The sequence below is a fragment of the Nonomuraea soli genome (genome assembly GCF_013761175.1).
In the GTDB taxonomy this organism is placed as follows: domain Bacteria; phylum Actinomycetota; class Actinomycetes; order Streptosporangiales; family Streptosporangiaceae; genus Nonomuraea; species Nonomuraea soli.
In genome coordinates this window covers 895,511-911,896 of record NZ_JACDUR010000001.1, presented here as the reverse complement: position 1 = coordinate 911,896, position 16,386 = coordinate 895,511, and the positions used below count along the sequence as shown (strand labels likewise).

12 protein-coding genes are annotated in these 16,386 nt (G+C 73.0%); 8 read left to right on the top strand and 4 right to left on the bottom strand.

The window, feature by feature from the left end:
• The first annotated feature begins 26 nt into the window (after positions 1 to 26).
• Positions 27 to 1,457, top strand: a complete 1,431-nt coding sequence (locus HNR30_RS04355; RefSeq protein ID WP_181608321.1) for an FGGY family carbohydrate kinase — start codon at positions 27 to 29, stop codon at positions 1,455 to 1,457.
• 31 nt (positions 1,458 to 1,488) lie between these two features.
• Entirely contained in the window at positions 1,489 to 2,223 is a 735-nt protein-coding gene (locus HNR30_RS04350; RefSeq protein ID WP_181608320.1) for a Clp protease N-terminal domain-containing protein, read from the top strand.
• Here the strand turns inward: HNR30_RS04350 and HNR30_RS04345 are convergent.
• Entirely contained in the window at positions 2,212 to 3,591 is a 1,380-nt protein-coding gene (locus HNR30_RS04345; protein WP_181608319.1) for a N,N-dimethylformamidase beta subunit family domain-containing protein, read from the bottom strand. The two genes, HNR30_RS04350 and HNR30_RS04345, sit on opposite strands and share 12 nt — an antisense overlap.
• Positions 3,592 to 3,646: 55 nt before the next feature.
• Positions 3,647 to 4,573 (bottom strand): lactonase family protein, encoded by a 927-nt coding sequence (locus HNR30_RS04340; protein ID WP_181608318.1) that lies wholly within the window; start codon positions 4,571 to 4,573, stop codon positions 3,647 to 3,649.
• 31 nt (positions 4,574 to 4,604) lie between these two features.
• Between HNR30_RS04340 and HNR30_RS04335 the strand changes: the two genes are divergently transcribed.
• Positions 4,605 to 5,513, top strand: a complete 909-nt coding sequence (locus HNR30_RS04335) for a bifunctional helix-turn-helix transcriptional regulator/GNAT family N-acetyltransferase (RefSeq protein ID WP_246377144.1) — start codon at positions 4,605 to 4,607, stop codon at positions 5,511 to 5,513.
• Positions 5,514 to 5,535: 22 nt separating this feature from the next.
• Here the strand turns inward: HNR30_RS04335 and HNR30_RS04330 are convergent, their stop codons facing one another.
• On the bottom strand, positions 5,536 to 6,690 hold the full coding sequence (locus HNR30_RS04330) for an alkaline phosphatase PhoX (protein WP_181608316.1): 1,155 nt from the start codon (positions 6,688 to 6,690) through the stop codon (positions 5,536 to 5,538).
• Positions 6,691 to 6,794: 104 nt separating this feature from the next.
• Here HNR30_RS04330 and HNR30_RS04325 point away from each other — a divergent pair, with 104 nt between their 5' ends.
• Positions 6,795 to 9,674, top strand: a complete 2,880-nt coding sequence (locus tag HNR30_RS04325) for a KAP family P-loop NTPase fold protein (protein ID WP_181608315.1) — start codon at positions 6,795 to 6,797, stop codon at positions 9,672 to 9,674.
• An 82-nt stretch (positions 9,675 to 9,756) separates the two neighbouring features.
• Here HNR30_RS04325 and HNR30_RS04320 read toward each other — a convergent pair whose 3' ends face one another.
• On the bottom strand, positions 9,757 to 10,224 hold the full coding sequence (locus HNR30_RS04320) for a Dps family protein (RefSeq protein ID WP_181608314.1): 468 nt from the start codon (positions 10,222 to 10,224) through the stop codon (positions 9,757 to 9,759).
• Between the two features lie 111 nt (positions 10,225 to 10,335).
• Here HNR30_RS04320 and HNR30_RS04315 point away from each other — a divergent pair, with 111 nt between their 5' ends.
• The 4 genes from HNR30_RS04315 to mmuM are packed head-to-tail and all read left to right on the top strand — an operon-like array spanning position 10,336 to position 16,386.
• The gene (locus tag HNR30_RS04315; RefSeq protein WP_181608313.1) at positions 10,336 to 10,914 is read left to right on the top strand and encodes a helix-turn-helix domain-containing protein; all 579 of its coding nucleotides are present in this window, start codon (positions 10,336 to 10,338) and stop codon (positions 10,912 to 10,914) included.
• Positions 10,911 to 13,235, top strand: a complete 2,325-nt coding sequence (locus HNR30_RS04310) for a VIT domain-containing protein (RefSeq protein ID WP_181608312.1) — start codon at positions 10,911 to 10,913, stop codon at positions 13,233 to 13,235. The genes HNR30_RS04315 and HNR30_RS04310 overlap by 4 nt, the downstream gene beginning before the upstream one ends.
• 45 nt (positions 13,236 to 13,280) lie before the next feature.
• On the top strand, positions 13,281 to 15,515 hold the full coding sequence (locus HNR30_RS04305) for an arylsulfatase (RefSeq protein WP_181608311.1): 2,235 nt from the start codon (positions 13,281 to 13,283) through the stop codon (positions 15,513 to 15,515).
• Between the two features lie 13 nt (positions 15,516 to 15,528).
• Positions 15,529 to 16,386, top strand: coding sequence for a homocysteine S-methyltransferase (mmuM, locus tag HNR30_RS04300; protein WP_181608310.1), 858 nt, complete (start codon positions 15,529 to 15,531; stop codon positions 16,384 to 16,386).

The following is a 16,386-nucleotide window of genomic DNA, read 5'->3' as shown; positions in this document are numbered from 1 at the left end:
AACGGTGTCATAAGGAGGCTCCGCACGTGAGCGTTTTGGCCATCGACGCGGGAACGACCGGAGTCACCGCGCTCATCGTCACCGAGGACGGCCGGATCGCCGCGCGCGGTTACGAGGAGTTCGCGCAGCACTTCCCCCGCCCGGGCTGGGTGGAGCACGCTCCCGAGGAGATCTGGCAGGCCACGCTGGCGGCGTGCCAGAGTGCCCTGGCGCAGACGAAGGTGGCGCCGGCCTGCGTCGGCATCACCAACCAGCGCGAGACGGCGGTCCTGTGGGACCGGCGCACGCTGGCCGCGCCGCGCCGCGCGATCGTCTGGCAGGACCGCCGGACGGCCCAGCTGTGCGAACGGCTCAGGCCCCACGAGAGCGAGGTCTCCGAGCTCACCGGCCTGCGCCTCGATCCGTACTTCACCGCCACCAAGCTCACCTGGCTGGCCGAGAACGGGACGAACCTGGCCGACTACGCGATCGGCACCGTCGACTCCTATCTCATCGCCCGCCTGACCGCCGGCGCGCGCCACGTGACCGACCCGTCCAACGCCTCGCGCACCCTCCTGTACGGCCTGGCGTCGGGCGGCTGGGAGCCCGCGATGCTGGACCTGTTCGGGGTGCCGCGCGACTGCCTGCCCGAGATCCTGCCGAACTACGGCGACTTCGGCACCACGGACCCGGGCGTCTTCCTCGGCCTGGAGCTGCCCATCAGCGGCGTGGCCGGAGACCAGCAGGCGGCGCTGTTCGGCCAGACCTGCTTCACCCCCGGCGACGTGAAGTGCACCTACGGCACCGGCTCGTTCATCCTGGTCAACACCGGCACGCAGATCGTGCGCTCCGACGCGGGCCTGCTCACGACGGTCGCCTGGCAGACCCCGTCGGGCGAGCTCACCTACGCCCTGGAGGGCTCGATCTTCGTCACCGGCGCGGCCGTGCAGTGGCTGCGCGACGGGCTCGGCGTGATCGGCAGCGCGCCCGAGTCGGAGGCCGTCGCCAGGACCGTGCCCGACAGCGGCGGCGTGGTCTTCGTGCCCGCGCTGACCGGCCTGGGCGCACCTCACTGGGACCCGGAGGCCCGCGGCCTGATCACCGGCATCACCCGCGGCACCACCCGCGCCCACCTGGTCAGGGCGACTTTGGAGGCGGTCGCCTACGAGGTGCGCGACGTCGTGGGGGTGATGCCGCCCATCTCGGTGCTCAAGGCCGACGGCGGGGCCAGTGCCAACGACCTGCTCATGCAGATCCAGGCCGACCAGCTCGGGGTGCCGGTGGAGCGCCCGCGCATCCAGGAGACGACGGCGCTGGGCGCGGCGTTCCTAGCGGGGCTGGGAGCGGGGATCTGGAAGTCGCAGGAGGAGCTGCACGAGACGTGGCAGCTGGACCGCCGCTTCGACCCGGGCACGCGGGACGAGGAGGCCTACGAACGCTGGCGGCATGCCGTACGGCTGGCGTCAACTCAGGGTTGACGCTTCCGAGTCGTCAACCTATGGTTGACGCATGGAGAACACAGTCCGCCTGGACGACCTCATCAACGCCATCAAGAGCCGCGACACCGACCCCCTCCACCAGCTCAGCGACGCGGTGACCCTGGGCGAGCACCTGGGCGAGGTGGCCGATCACCTGATCGGCCACTTCGTCGACCAGGCCAGGCGCGGCGGCGCCTCGTGGACCGACATCGGCCGCAGCATGGGCGTGTCCAAGCAGGCCGCCCAGAAGCGCTTCGTGCCCAAGGAGGGCGGCTCCTCGCTGGCCGAGGAGATCGAGAAGGCCAGCCGCTACACCGAGCGCGCCCGCCACGTCGTGGTGGCGGCGCAGGAGGAGGCGCGCCTGTCCAACTGCAGCCACATCGAGCCCGAGCACCTCATCCTGGGCCTGCTGCACGTGCCCGACGCGATCGCGGGCAAGACGCTGGTCAATCTCGGCGCCTCGCTCGACGACGTGCGCGAGCGGGTGACCGCCTGCCTCAGGCCCGCCTCCGACCAGCTGTCGCCGCCCTTCCCGTTCAGCGCCTCGTCGAAGAAGGCGCTGGAGCTGACCCTGCGCCACGCGCTGCGGCTCGGCCACAACTACGTCGGCACCGAGCACATCCTGCTGGGCCTGCTCCACCTGGGCGCCGACTCCCCCGGCGTGGTGGTGCTGGAGGAGATGGGCGTCACCAGGCAGAAGGCGGAGGACGACATCAAGCGCCAGCTCGACGCGCTCATCGCGGGCAGGAAGCCCTCAGCGGACTGACTCGGCGGGACCGGCGGAGAAGCGGCGCAGCAGGTTCATGGTGGCGCGGCGGGTGAAGGCCGCGGCCGCGTCCGTCACACCGTGGCCGCAGGCGCTGCCGCGCATCCCGCAGATCCAGCGCATGGTGCCGGAGGCGAACACCCCCGCCCCGCTGTCGGCCGCGTAGTAGGTGGAGTGGGCGACGGTCCGCCGCCCGCCGCAGTTGACCGGCGACTCGGCCAGGATCCGCACGTTGGCGGGCGAGCCCGGCGAGACCTTGTCGGTCTCCACCCCGGCCAGGCCGGGGAACCTCCTGCCCTCGGTCCCCTCGAAGATCCAGTGGTCGGCCCTGGTCACGACGTAGGCGGCCTCGGCGGGGAAGCAGTCGTACTGCTGCCCGACCAGCTCGCTCTCCGGCTTGACCGACCGCCACAGCCGGCACCTGACCGCCTTGTCGCACTCGACCACCCTGCCCTTGACGGCGATGCGCCAGTAGACGGCGTTGGCGCCGAGGAAGGCCAGGTTGGTGCCGCGATCGCGGGCCCGGGTGACGACCGAGCGCATCGTCGGCGACCAGTACTCGTCGTGGCCCAGCGAGAACAGGGCGGTCGCGCCGTCCAGCGCCCCCGGCACCAGGTCGAGGTCGGTCAGGTAGGCCAGCGGCGCCCCGCTGCGCTCGGCCAGCTCGATCGCGTCACGCTCGAAGTCGAGGAAGAGCCGCGCGCCCGAGCGGTCGTAGGGGCGGTCGAAGCTCACCCGTGGCGAACGCCCGGAGAATCCGCCCGGCCCGCTGTACAGGCTCCTGCCGCCCCACTGGTTGTAGGCCTGCCAGGTGGTCACGGCGTTGAGGATGACCACCTTGCCCGCGGTCGAGGCCGAGCGCACGGTGATCGGCACGTAGCGGTGGCCGCGCGAGGTCTCCAGCCTGATCAGGTAGGCGCCCTCGGGCCAGCCGGTGGTCTCGACGGTCAGCGACGGCTTCCAGTGGGAGGCACTCACCATGCCGCCCGTCAGCCGGGCGGCGGGCTGGCTGACGGCCTCGACCGGCCCGGAGACCCACACCTGGGTGGTGGGCGAGCCCACCCGCATCGCCCTGGCGACGAAGCGGGGCGCGCGGGTGGAGACGTAGAGCCTGAAGCTCTGCCCCGGCAGCACGCTCACCCGGTCGGCGAAGCCCTCGACGCCGCGGGGGCGCTCGATGCGCCAGTCGACCGGCGTGCCCGCGGCCCGGCCCGCCGTGGCCGCGCCGCCCCGACCCGTCTCGCCGCCGAGGGCCGTGCCGTCGAGCGCGGCCTCGCCCTGGGCCGCCCGTCGCGGAGGCTCCGCGTCGGGTACGGCGAAGCACGCGGACGGCAGCAGCAGGGCGGCGATGATGAACAGGATGCGCACGACCCACGATGCTGGACCGGCCCGCGCGTGACCCACGACCGGCTTGGCGAGCTCCTTACGCGGGCAAGACGCAGGCAGGACTCTCCAGGGAGATGACGAGCCCGTCGGGCTGGGGCACGCCGTCCTTCAGGATGAAGCCCACCACCTCGCCGGAGTTCTGGTTGGCCACCAGCAGGCGATCGTCGGCCAGGGCGAAGTGGCGGGGCCAGGCGCCGCCGCACGGCACCTCCGCCACCTTCTCCAGGTTGCCCGCGCGCAGCACGCTGATCGTGTCGGGGCCGCGGTTGGCCACGTAGACGAGGCCGTCGCGCACCTCCAGGTGTGACGGGAAGCTGCCCGCCGTGGCGGAGGCGTCGGCGCGGGCGACCGGCTGCCAGGAGGCGTCGTAGGAGGTCACGGAGTTGTCGAGCTCGCCGGCCACGTGCCAGTGGGCGCCGTCGAAGGCGAAGTGGCGCGGGCCCAGGCCGGGCGCGAGCCGGACGAAGCCGAGCGGCTCGCCCGACAGGCTGTAGCGGCGGATCTCGTCGGTGCCCAGGTCGGAGACGTGGAGCACGTCGCCCTCGAAGACCACCTGGTGGGCGCGGGGGTTCTGCTGGCGGTCGGAGACCGGGCCGCTGCCGGTGTGGGGCAGCAGGATCGGCTCGCCGGTGAAGTGACCACGCTCGTCGAGCAGGTGCAGGCTCGCCGTGCCGTCGCCGTAGTTGGCCACCGCGAGCACGTCGCCCGACGGATGCACGGCCAGGTGGCAGGCGACCGATCCCCCGCTGGAGCGCTCGCCGGTCGGGGTCAGCCCGTCTCGGTCGAAGGCGGCGACCACACCCTCGTCCGTCTCGCCGACGGCGTACAGCACCGGCTGGGTGGGGTGGAGCGCCAGGAAGGAGGCGCGGGGGAAGGGGGCGCGGGCCCGGGGCTGCAGGGCCTCGTCGATCAGGACGACGGCCGGGCCGTACCCGCCGAGGTAGAGGTGCTTCACAGCAGGCATCCTCTCATGGTTGACTATGACAATGAATTCGTTGACGGAAGCAAGGGTTTCGGAGATCCGGGCGTTCAACCGCTTCTACACCAAGGTCATCGGCGTGCTCCAGAGCGGCATGCACGGCTCCCCGTACTCTCTCGCCGAGGGGCGGGTGCTGTTCGAGCTGGCCCAGGCGGGCCGGCTCGAGACCGGCGAGGTGCGCCGCATGCTCGGGTTCGACGCCGGATACCTCAGCCGCATCCTGACCCGATTCGAGTCCGAGGGGCTCCTCGTGCGCGAGCGCTCGGCCGCCGACGCGCGCAAGCAGGTGCTGCGGCTGACCGAGGCGGGCTCGCAGGCCTTCGCCGAGCTCGACCGGCTCAGCGCCGAGCAGGTCCGCGCGATGCTCCACGACCTGCCCGAGGCAGGTCAGCAGCGGCTGGCGCGGAGCATGGCCGCCATCCGCGAGGTGCTCCAGCCCGACGACGCCCGCGAGCCGTATGTGATCCGTCCTCCGCGCTCGGGCGACCTGAGCTGGGTGGCGTGGCGGCACGCCGAGGTCTATGCCCGCGAATACGGCTGGGGTCACGGCTTCGAGAAGGTCGTCCTGGGCATCTGCGAGGGTTACCGGCCCGGCACCGACGCCGGCTGGATCGCCGAGGTCGGCGGCGAGCGGGCGGGCTGCGTCTTCTGCTACGAGAAGGATCCCGAGACCGCGCAGCTGCGCATGCTGCTCGTCGAGCCGTCCGCGCGCGGCCTGGGCATCGGCGGGCGGCTCCTCGACGAGTGCCTGCGGCACGCGACCGCCTCCGGCTACAAGCGGATCATGTTGTGGACCCGCGACTGCCTGACCAGCGCGCGCAAGCTCTACGAGGCGGCGGGCTTCGAGCTGGAGTCGTCGGAGCCCGGCACGGAGAACGGCCTGCCGGTCACCGAGCAGATCTGGTCACGGACGCTGGAACGATGACCACGAGCTCGGGGGCGGCCCGTCACCCGGAGGCCGCCCTGAAGGGGCCGGTGACCTCGAAGGTGTGACCGTCGGTGCCCTCGCGCACCCCGCTGCGGCCGCGCTGCGACGAGAAGTACAGCCGCGTGCCGTCCGGCGAGAAGGCGGGTCCCGTGATCTCGGAGCGCCCGTGGCCGTCGAGGCGCAGGAACGGCACGACCAGCCGCTCGGGGGTGATGACGTTGATCTCCATGTTGCCGCCGTCCTCGGCGACGAACAGGTCGCCCGCCGGGGTGCCGGTGATGTTGTCGACGCCGGTCAGCGGCGAGTGACGGTCGTAGATCACCTCCAGCGTCGACCGCTCCGCGTCGTAGGCCCAGACCTTGTTGTCGCCCTTGGTGGTGAAGTAGCAGACGCCGCCGGAGAAGTAGCAGCCCTCGCCGCCGTTGAAGTGGCGGGCCTGCTCGACCTGATGGCGGGTCTGCTGGTGGAGGGCGGCCGGCTGCGGCACCTTGCGCCAGCGCACCTCGCGCCCCTCGCCGCACAGCACCTCCAGCCGGCCCTCGGTCAGGTCGCCCCAGTCGGTGGGGGTGAAACGGTAGAAGCAGCCGTCGGGCTCGTCCTCGGTCAGGTAGACGACCTCGTGCTCGGGGTCGCAGGCGGCGGCCTCGTGCTTGAAGCGGCCCATCGCCAGGCGCGGCCTGGCCGAGCGCGTGCCGTACGGGTCGCACTCGAAGACCCGGCCGCGCTCGACCTCCTCGCACGACAACCACGTGCGCCACGGGGTGGCGCCGCCCGCGCAGTTGACGTCGGTGCCCGACAGGATCCGGTAGGCCTCGCGCACCCGGCCGTCGGCGCCGAACCGCAGCGCCGAGGCGCCGCCGACCACGGGCACCTCGGAGTTCGACACGTAGATCCAGCCGTCGCCGTCGGGGAAGCAGGCGCCGCCGTCGGGGGCGGGATGCCAGCGCAAACCGGCCACCTTGCGGCCGGTGCGGGCCACGACGCGGCTGGAGAAGCCCTCCGGCAGGGCCAGGCCGTCGGTGTTCGGCGGGCGCAGCGGGCCGTAGGGGGCCTGCGGACCGGCCGGGGTCGTCCTGGCGGCCGGTGACACCCCCGCGGGCTCGCACGAGCCGCGCCACAACGAACCGGCCAGGGCCGCCAGGGCGCCATTGCGGAGGAGAGTTCTGCGCAACATGAGCACTATCCGACTGGGGGAACATGAATGAGGCTGCTGGGGAACGTCAAACTCTCTGCAAACCCTACGCTGACGGCTTCCCCGAGTCGGCACATTCCTCACCTATGACAGCGTTGGTAGAGCTGCCTCCGGCCATCCGCGCCCGGCGGGCCCTGGTCTTCCTCGACGGCGAGGCGGCCCGCTTCGCCCACGCCCTGCGGGTGTCGGGCTTCGAGGTCACCACCGACACCGGGGAGGATCCCTACCCCGCGCTGGCCGCCTTCCTGAGCGCGGCCGCGCCCGGGGAGCTGCTGGTCATCCGCTGGCCGTCCGGATCCGGATGGGTGCCGAGCTCCTTCACCAAGCTGATCATGGACTTCGGGCGGGGGGTCGGCCATTCCAGCGCCACCGCGCTGCTGCTCGTCGTGGACTTCGGCTGGGTGCTGTCCGCCGGCCCGCAGGAGCCGGGCCACGCCCGCCTCAACGTGCCGGGCGACCCGCCGGTCGCGGCCGCCGCCCTGACCGCCTCGCTCACCGCCTCGTCCGCGGCGGCGGGCGAGCGGCCGGGCGCGGCGCCCTCGCTGACCGAGGTGCTCGCCGACGGCCTGCTCACCGGACGCGGCCGGGTCACCGTCCAGGACCTGTACGGCCTGGCCAAGCAGCACTACGAGCGCCTCGGCTCCCAGCTGTGCCCGATGCTGTTCAGCCACGGCGACATCGAGGACGTCGAGGTCTCGGCGGGACGCCCGCCGGGTGACGCGCTCCCCCTGGTCCCGGCGCAGAGCGGGCACGAGGCGGTCGAGGACCCGCTCGCCGAGACGCTGCGGCGCCTGGCAGAGCGGGGCGAGCAGTCCCTGCCCCGCACCCCCGCCGAGATCGCCTCCCGCGTCTACGACCTGCACCTGTCGCCCGCCGCCCAGACCCTGCTCCGGCGCTCCTGCCTGCTGCGGGAGCCGCTCACCCCCGACCTGGCCGCCCGGCTGGAGGCCGCCGACGGCTTCGCCGAACTGGCCGGATGGGCGCTCACCGGGCCGCAGCACCCGGCCGTGCGCGAGCTCGGGCTGGCGCGCATGCCCTCCCACGAGGCGGCACGCGTCTCGGTCCTGCTGCGCCGCCACCGGGCCGAGAGCCGTCCCGTGCCGCCCAGGACGCGGCTGACCCCCGACCAGTGGACCGTCGACGACCGGCTCGGGCACCGCGTGTACGCGGAGGCCATCGCCGCCTTCATCCGCCACCCCGACACCGCGCCGCCGCTGACCATCGGCATCAAGGGACCGTGGGGGGCGGGCAAGACCTCGCTGATGCGCATGGTGCGCGAGCTGCTCGACCCGGGCTCGGCGGGCACGCTGCGGCTGGGCGGGCGGGCAGGGGACGTCACCAACGCCGAGGTGCTGCAGCGGCTGCACACCGGCGGCGTGCCGTACGACAGCGCCGAGTCCGTCGCCGACCCCGGCTGGCGGCCCACCGTGTGGTTCAACCCGTGGATGTACCAGAACGGCGAGCAGGTGTGGGCCGGGCTGGCGCACGAGCTGATCAGCCAGGTCACCGGGCGCATGTCGCGCACCGACCGTGAGCGGTTCTGGCTGGAGCTCAACCTGTCGCGCATCGACAGGGAGGCCGTCAGGCGCCGGATGTACCGGCTGGCCGTGACCAGGCTGGCGCCCGTCGCCCTGGGCCTCGCGGTCACGCTCGTGTTGTCGGGCTCGGCCTGGGCCGGGTCGACGTTGTTCCCGTGGCTGGCCGAGGCGGCGGCCGGCGTGGCCTCGGCCGGATGCCTGGCCTCGGTCGTGGCCGGCACCCTGCGGCTGAGCACCTTCTTCGGCGAATCGGCCAACGGGGCCTTCGGCACGCTGATCAACCAGCCCGACCCCTTCGCGACCAGCGGGATCATCCCCGAGCACGCCTACAGCTCCAAGGCGGGATTCCTGCACCTGGTGCAGACGGACATGCGCCGGGTGCTCGCCCTGGTCGCCACCGAGGACCGGCCGCTGGTGGTCTTCGTCGACGACCTCGACCGGTGCTCGTCGAGCACGGTCGCGCAGGTCATCGAGGCGATCAACCTGTTCCTGGCCGGGGAGTTCCCCAACTGCGTGTTCGTGCTGGCCATGGAGCCCGAAGTGGTGGCGGCGCACGTGCAGGTGGCCTATCGGCAGCTGATGTGCCACCTGCCCGACGAGAGCATCGGGTGGAGGTTCCTGGAGAAGATCGTTCAGCTGCCGCTCAGCGTGCCGCTGCTCGACGACGACGAGCGCCTGCCCGCCTACGTGCGCACCCTCCTCGGCCTGCCGCCCTCCCCGGAGGCCCCCGCGCCTCACGTCGCCGAGACGACAGGGGGGAGTACGGCGCAGCCGGGCGTCAAGAGCGCGACGTCCGGACCCGCGGCGAGCGTGCCCCCGGCCGCCCGGATCGACGCCCGCGCCGCCGCCCGCACCGTCGTGCACCCCGAGCTGGTCGACCACCTCGAAGTCCTCATCCGCGCCCACGCCCCCACCATCGACACCCTCGACGAGGCCGCCCATCGGGCCGAGGACACGCTGGGTTTCCCCACCCGGCCAGGACGGCTGTCGGAGCCGGCCAGGATCGCCGCCGAGCGGGTCTTCGACGAGCTCCACAGCGACGAGAACGCCTTCCGCGCCATCGAGGCCGCCCTCCCCGCGCTGGGCCTGCGCAATCCCCGCGAGGTCAAGCGCTACCTCAACGTCTACCGCTTCTACGCCTTCGTCACCTTCCGCCGCCACCAGGCGGGAGGCGTCAGGGTGACCGACATGGAGGTGGCCAAGCTCGCCGCGCTGACCGTGCGCTGGCCGCACCTGCTGGCGGCCCTGGGCCGCGAGTCACATCCGGGCACCAGCCTGCTGGCCCGCCTGGAGACGGCGGCGCAGAACGCCGACGGCGACACCTGGGCCCGCGCCCTCATGGAGGCGGATCTCACCGACGAGGGGGATCTGCGCCAGTTCCTCGCCACCCGCCCGGCGATCGCCCGGCTGGCCCGCGACCTGCTCTGACGGCCCTTCCCACGCGAGTCTCACGGCCCTCTAAACGCGAAAACGCCCGGCAGACCGTCGTCTGCCGGGCGCCGCGCGGGGGTCACCGCTGCGCCTGGAACATCCAGTGCTGCTTCTCGACGTCCTGGGCGACGGCGATCAGCAGGTCCTGGGTGACCGGGTCGGCCTCCTCGGTGGCGGCGATGCGCTCGCGCAGCCTCTTGCCGACGCCCTCCAGGATGTCGGTCATCGTGGCGATGACCTTGCCGTCCTCGATCCAGCCGTTCTCGGGCTGGTGGATGGCGGTGTTCCCGGCGACGGTGGCCGAGCGGCCGTCGGGGTTGACGCCCAGCGCCACCGCGCGCTCGGCGATGGTGTCGGCGTGCTCGCGCGCGATGGCGACGAGCTCGTCGAGCTGCAGGTGGATGGAACGGAAGTGCGGGCCTACGACGTTCCAGTGCGCCTGCTTGGCCACGAGCGACAGGTCGACGAGGTCGACCAGCGCGCCCTGGAGCGCCTCCGCGACAGTCGCCTTGTCAGTGCCGGACAGCGGGCCGGTGATGGGTGCCATGAGCTGTTTTCCTCCGTCGTTCGGCGTTTGTCCTACCCCTTAAAGAACCACTTCCAGCGCCCGAATCTTCCCACCTTGACACTGTAACTATGACAGTGTCATTGTGGGAGCATGAGCGAGACCTGGACGATCGGCGAGCTGGCCCAGCAGGCGGCGGACGCCCTCGGCGGCGGATCCCCCGCCGCCAACGGGCGCGTGCGCGAGGTGCCCGGCGAGCGGCTCATCCGCTGGTACACCACGATCGGCCTGGTCGACCCGCCACTGACCCGCCGCGGCCGGGTCGCCAGGTACGGCAGGCGCCACCTGCTGCAGCTCGTGGCCGTCAAGCGGCTGCAGGCGAGCGGGCTGTCGATCGCCGAGATCCAGGCCGCGCTGGCGGGGGCGCCCGACTCAGTGCTCGCCAAGGTGGCCGACACGCCACCGCCCGAAGCACCACTCACTGACGCACCGCCCGCCGAGCCGCCGCCCGGCGCGACACGTGCGGCGCCCAGGTTCTGGACGGCACGCCCGACGACCACTCCCTCAGCCGCCCCTGCGACCCCCACGCCGCTGCACGGCATCAAGCTCACCCCGCACGTCACGCTCCTCCTCGAAGGCGCCACCCGCACCCCCACTCCACACGACATCGAGGCAGTCCTGGCCGCCGCCGGGCCGCTCCTCGAGGTACTCGAAGAACGGAGCCTCCTGTGAAGATCACTTCGCTCGACCCGACCCTGTGCCTCCCCCTGGAGGACTCCGGCTTCGGCGCCCTCAGGACCGAGCAGGGCAACCTGCCTCTCGAGTCCCTCGACGTCAAGGCGTCCATCACCGGCCTGATCGCCGGCGTGGAGGTGGCGCAGGGCTTCCGCAACCCGTTCGACGTCTCCCTGGAGGCCACCTACGTCTTCCCGCTGCCCGACAGGGCGGCGGTGACCGGCTTCCGCATGGAGGCCGACGACCGGGTGATCGAGGGCGTGCTCAAGGAGCGCGGCCAGGCCAGGGCCGACTACGCCCAGGCCGTGCGCGAGGGCAGGCGCGCGGCGCTCGCGGAGGAGGACCGCCCCGACGTCTTCACCATCACGGTGGGCAACATCGTGCCCGGCGAGCGTGTCACGGTCCGGCTGACGCTCAGCCAGCCGCTGCCGTACGAGGACGGCGCGGCCACCTTCCGTTTCCCGCTCGTGGTCGCCCCCCGCTACATCCCGGGCGCGCCCCTCGACGGCGAGCAGGCGGGCTCGGGCGCCTACCCCGACACCGACCAGGTGCCCGACGCCTCCCGGATCACGCCGCCCGTGCTCCTGCCCGGCTTCCCCCATCCGGTACGGCTCAGCCTGTCGGCCACCGTCGACGCGGCCGGGCTGGAGCTGACGGAGCTGGCCTCCAGCCTGCACGTGGTGGAGCAGGAGGGCACGACGGTCAGCGTGCGGCCGGGCGAGCGGCTCGACCGTGACTTCATCCTGCGCCTGGGCTTCGCCGCCTCGACGTCGCTTCAGGTGGACGAAGGCGGGGCCTTCTCGCTCACCGTGGTGCCGCCCGCCGTACCGGAGGGCCGGGTGCCGCGTGACGTGGTGCTGCTCCTGGACCGCTCGGGCAGCATGGGCGGCTGGAAGATGGTCGCCGCCCGCCGGGCCGCGGCCAGGATCGTCGACACCCTCACCGCCGCCGACCGCTTCGCCGTCCTCGCCTTCGACAGCGTGGTCGAGTCCGCCTTCGACGGGCTGCGCGAGGCGAGCGACCGCAACCGTTTCCGCGCGGTGGAGCACCTGTCGCGGGTCGACGCGCGCGGCGGCACCGAACTGCTCGACCCGCTGCGCCAGGCGGTATCCCTGCTGGGAGAGCCCGGCAGGGAGCGGGTCGTGGTGCTGGTCACCGACGGCCAGGTCGGCAACGAGGACCACATCCTGGAGCAGGTCGGCGGCGCCCTGTCGGCCATGCGGGTGCACGTGGTGGGCATCGACAGGGCGGTCAACGCCGGGTTCCTGGGACGGCTGGCGGGGCTCGGCGCGGGCCGCTGCGAGCTGGTGGAGTCGGAGGACCGGCTCGACGCCGCGATGGAGCAGATCCACCGCAGGATCGGCGCGCCGCTCGTCACCGACCTGTCCCTGAAGGGCCAGGGGCTGGAGGAGGTCACCCACCTGGGGTCGATCTTCCCCGGAGTGCCGCTGCAGGTGTTCGGGCGCTGCTCCGGCGAGGGGCCACTCACCGTGCACGGTCTGGCGGCGGGCAGCCCGTGGGAGCAGAGCGTCGCCCCGGTGACCGTCGCCAACCCCGCCCTGCCCGCGTTGTGGGCGCGGGCGCGGCTGCGTGAGCTCGAGGACCGCTACGCGATGGGCGAGCACGCGCTGGAGCCGCGCATCGTGCGGCTCTCGCTCGACCACGGGGTGTTGTGCCGCTTCACCGCCTATGTCGCGATCGACAACCGGGTGGTGGCGGAGGGCGGGCCGCAGCACCGGGTGATCCAGCCCGTGGAGCTGCCCAGCGGCTGGGAGATGCCGGTGGCCGCCGCGGCGCCGATGATGGCCGCCGCCATGCCGATGCCCAAGCCCGCCTCCCGCTCCTTCGCGCCCGCCGCCTACTCCGCGCAGGAGGCGGAGCTCGACCTGCCCGACTTCCTCGCCGGAGGAGCCGCCCAGGCAGGCGCACCCGCGCGAGGTCCCGTCGCACCCGGCGCGCCCGCCGGTCCCCCGCCGCCGCCCGCGGCACGCGGCCGGGGGTTCGCCAAGCGTGCCATGCGTCCCGCACCCGCCCCCACCGACCACGTGCAGGCTCAGCTGGCCGCCGAGCTCGTCCGGCTGCGCGAGGTGACCGCTGACCGCGAGCTCTATCTGGCCGACCTGGCGAGCCGCCTGTCCGCGCTGGCGGCCTTCCTCGGCGGCCATGCCGAGCTGGAGGCGCTCGCCCGCGAACTGGAGCGGGCCGACCGGCCGGGCGCCGACGTCGGCGCGCTGTGGCAGCGGGCGATCGACGTGCTGGCACGCCTGGCCGGGCCCGAGGGCACACCGGAGCGCAGGCCGTTCTGGAAGCGCGGCTGACCTGGGAGACGCCCGGAGTGTAGAACATCGTTCTATACTCCGGGAATGATCCCCTATGGCGGGTTCCAGGGCCGCGTCGGCCGTACGATCGCCGGATCCGAGTCGTGGTGGCCCGAGCGCCCCGCCGCCCCGGCGGGGGCGCCGAACGTGGTGGTCGTGCTCGTCGACGACGTCGGCTTCGCCGACCTCGGCTGCTACGGGTCGGAGATCCCCACCCCGCACCTCGACGAGCTCGCCGGGGCGGGCGTACGGCTGACCGACTACCACTCCACCCCGATGTGCTCCCCGACCAGGGCCGCGCTGCTCAGCGGGCGCAACCCGCACCTGGCGGGAGTGGGCCACATCGCCAACTCCGACCCCGGCTTCCCCGGCTACGCGGGCGAGATCGCCGCGGACGTGCCGACGATGGCCGAGCTGTTCCGCGCCGCCGGATGGCACACCTTCGCGGTGGGCAAGTGGCACCTCACCAAGGACAGCGACATGTCCGAGGCCGGTCCGAAGCACGCCTGGCCGCTGCAGCGCGGCTTCGACCGCTACTACGGATTCCTCGAGGCGTTCACCAACTTCCACCAGCCGCACCGGCTCATGCGCGACAACTCCCCCGTCGAGGTCGACGAGTACCCGGAGGGCTACTACCTGACCGACGACCTCACCGGCCAGGCCGTGTCGATGATCCGCCAGGCCAAGGCCTCGGATGCGCGCAAGCCGTTCCTGCTCTACCTGGCGCACGGCGCCGCGCACGCGCCGCTGCAGGCCCCCGCCTGCGACATCGAGGCCTTCGCGGGCGTGTACGACGACGGCTGGGACGAGATCAGGCGCCGCCGCTTCGAGCGGCAACGGGAGCTGGGCCTGATCCCGCCCGGCACCGAGCTGCCAGGACGCAACGCCGAGCCGGGCGACGACGTGGCCGCCTGGGCGGAGCTGCCGCCCGAGCGGCAGCGGCTCTACGCCCGCTACATGGAGGTCTACGCCGCCATGGTCGCCGGCATCGACCGCAGCGTCGGGCAGCTGCGCGCCGCCCTGGCCGACCTGGGCGAGCTCGACAACACGATCTTCGTGTTCACCTCCGACAACGGCGGCTCCCGCGAGGGCGAGGAGTACGGCACGACGCAGTACCTGCGCACCCTGATCTCCAAGATCAGCGGCAACGACCGCGAGGACCCCGCCGCCGACGTGGAGCGCTACGACCTGATCGGCGGCCCCCGGGTCCTGGCCCACTACCCGCGCGGCTGGGCCATGGCCTCCAACACGCCCTTCCGCCTGTACAAGTGCAACACCCACTCGGGCGGCCACGCCGTACCCTTCCTGCTGTCGTGGCCCGCAGCCCTGCCCCAGCGCGGCGAGCTGCGCCACCAGTGGGCCTACGTCACCGACGTGCTGCCCACCCTGCTCGACCTGGCCGGGCTCCAGCCCGGCGCCGAGCACTCCATGGCCGGGATCGTCGGCGACGCCACGGCCGCCCACGCCCACCAGGAGCAGTACTCCGAGCTGCAGGGCCACCGCGGCTACGTGCGCGGCGAGTGGGAGATCGTCACCCGTCACCAGCCGCTCACGCCGTTCGGCGACCACGAGTGGGAGCTCTACCACCGCGCCGCCGACCGCACCCAGCTCCACGACCTGGCCGCCGACCGTCCCGACCTGGTCGCCGAACTGGCCGGGGCGTGGGAGCGGGCCGCCCACGCCAACCAGGTCTACCCCCTCGACGAGGGCTCGCGCCTGCGCTTCCTGCTGCGCCCGCCGTGGCACTCCGCCCCGGCCCCGGTACGGCTGACGCCGCAGGTGCACACGCTGGAGCGCTGGACCTCCCTCCAGCTCATCCAGTGGCGCGCGTTCACCGTCGACGTCACCCTCGCGCGGCCCGGCAGGGGCGTCCTGGTCGCTCACGGCGGCCAGGGCGGCGGCTACGTGCTCTACGTCGACGACGAGCTGACCTTCACCCACAACGGCCACGGCGAGCTGCGCACCCTGCGCTGCGGCCCTCCGGGCGAGCGCGTCCGCCTGGACGTGGCGGCGCCGGGCGGCTGGATGTGGGAGGCCACCGTCAGCGTCGACGGCGAGGAACGCGGCAAGCTCGCCGGGCTGCCGATGCTGACGGGCTTCTGCCCGATGGAGGGCATCGACGTCGGCGTCGACCGCCGCTCGCCCGTCGTGTGGGAGAACGGCTCCTTCCCGTTCACCGGGCGCATCACCGAGGTGGTCTACACACCGGGCGAGTACGCCCCTGACGCGGGGGCCAACTGGGTGGAGGTGGTCAGGCAGATCGGGCAGCGCTACGAGTGAGTAGCCTGATCAGATGACTTCGCGTGTACTCGACGGCGGCCTGGCCACCCATCTCGAAACCCTCGGCGCCGACCTCAGCGACGAGCTGTGGTCGGCGCGGCTGCTGCTGGAGGACCCCGGCCTGATCCGGCAAGTGCACAGCGACTACTTCGCGGCCGGCGCCGAGGTCGCCACCACCGCCAGCTACCAGGCCTCCCTCGAGGGCTTCACGCGCCGCGGGCTGAGCGTGGGCGAGGCGGAGGCGCTGATCAGGAAGGCCGTGTCGCTCGCCGTCGAGGCCCGTGACACGCACGGCTCCGGGCTCGTGGCCGCCTCCGTCGGGCCGTACGGCGCGTATCTGGCCAACGGCGCCGAATACACCGGCGACTACGACCTCGACGAGGACGGGCTGGTCGCCTGGCACCGGCCGCGCTGGGAGATCCTCGCCACCTCGGGAGCCGACCTGCTCGCCGTCGAGACCGTCCCCTCGGTCGTAGAGCTCAGGGCCGTCGCCCGCCTGCTACAGGAGTCGCCCGGCACCCGGGCGTGGGTGGCCGTGTCGTGCCGCGACGACGGGCATCTCAACGACGGTACGCCCATCGACGAGGCGGCCAAGCTCTTCGCCGACCTGCCGCAGGTGGTGGCGTTCGGGGTCAACTGCACCGCGCCACGCTTCGTGCCCGGCCTCCTGGAGCGGCTGAGCGGCAAGCCTGCCGTGGCCTACCCCAACTCGGGCGAGCGGTGGGACGCGGCCGCGCGCCGCTGGGAGGGCCTGGCCGACCCGGTGGAGTACGGCGAGGCGGCCGCCGCGTGGGGCGCCGGCTACGTCGGAGGGTGCTGCAGGACCACGCCCGAGCACATCAGGCAGGTCCGCGCCCACCTGCCGGGGTGA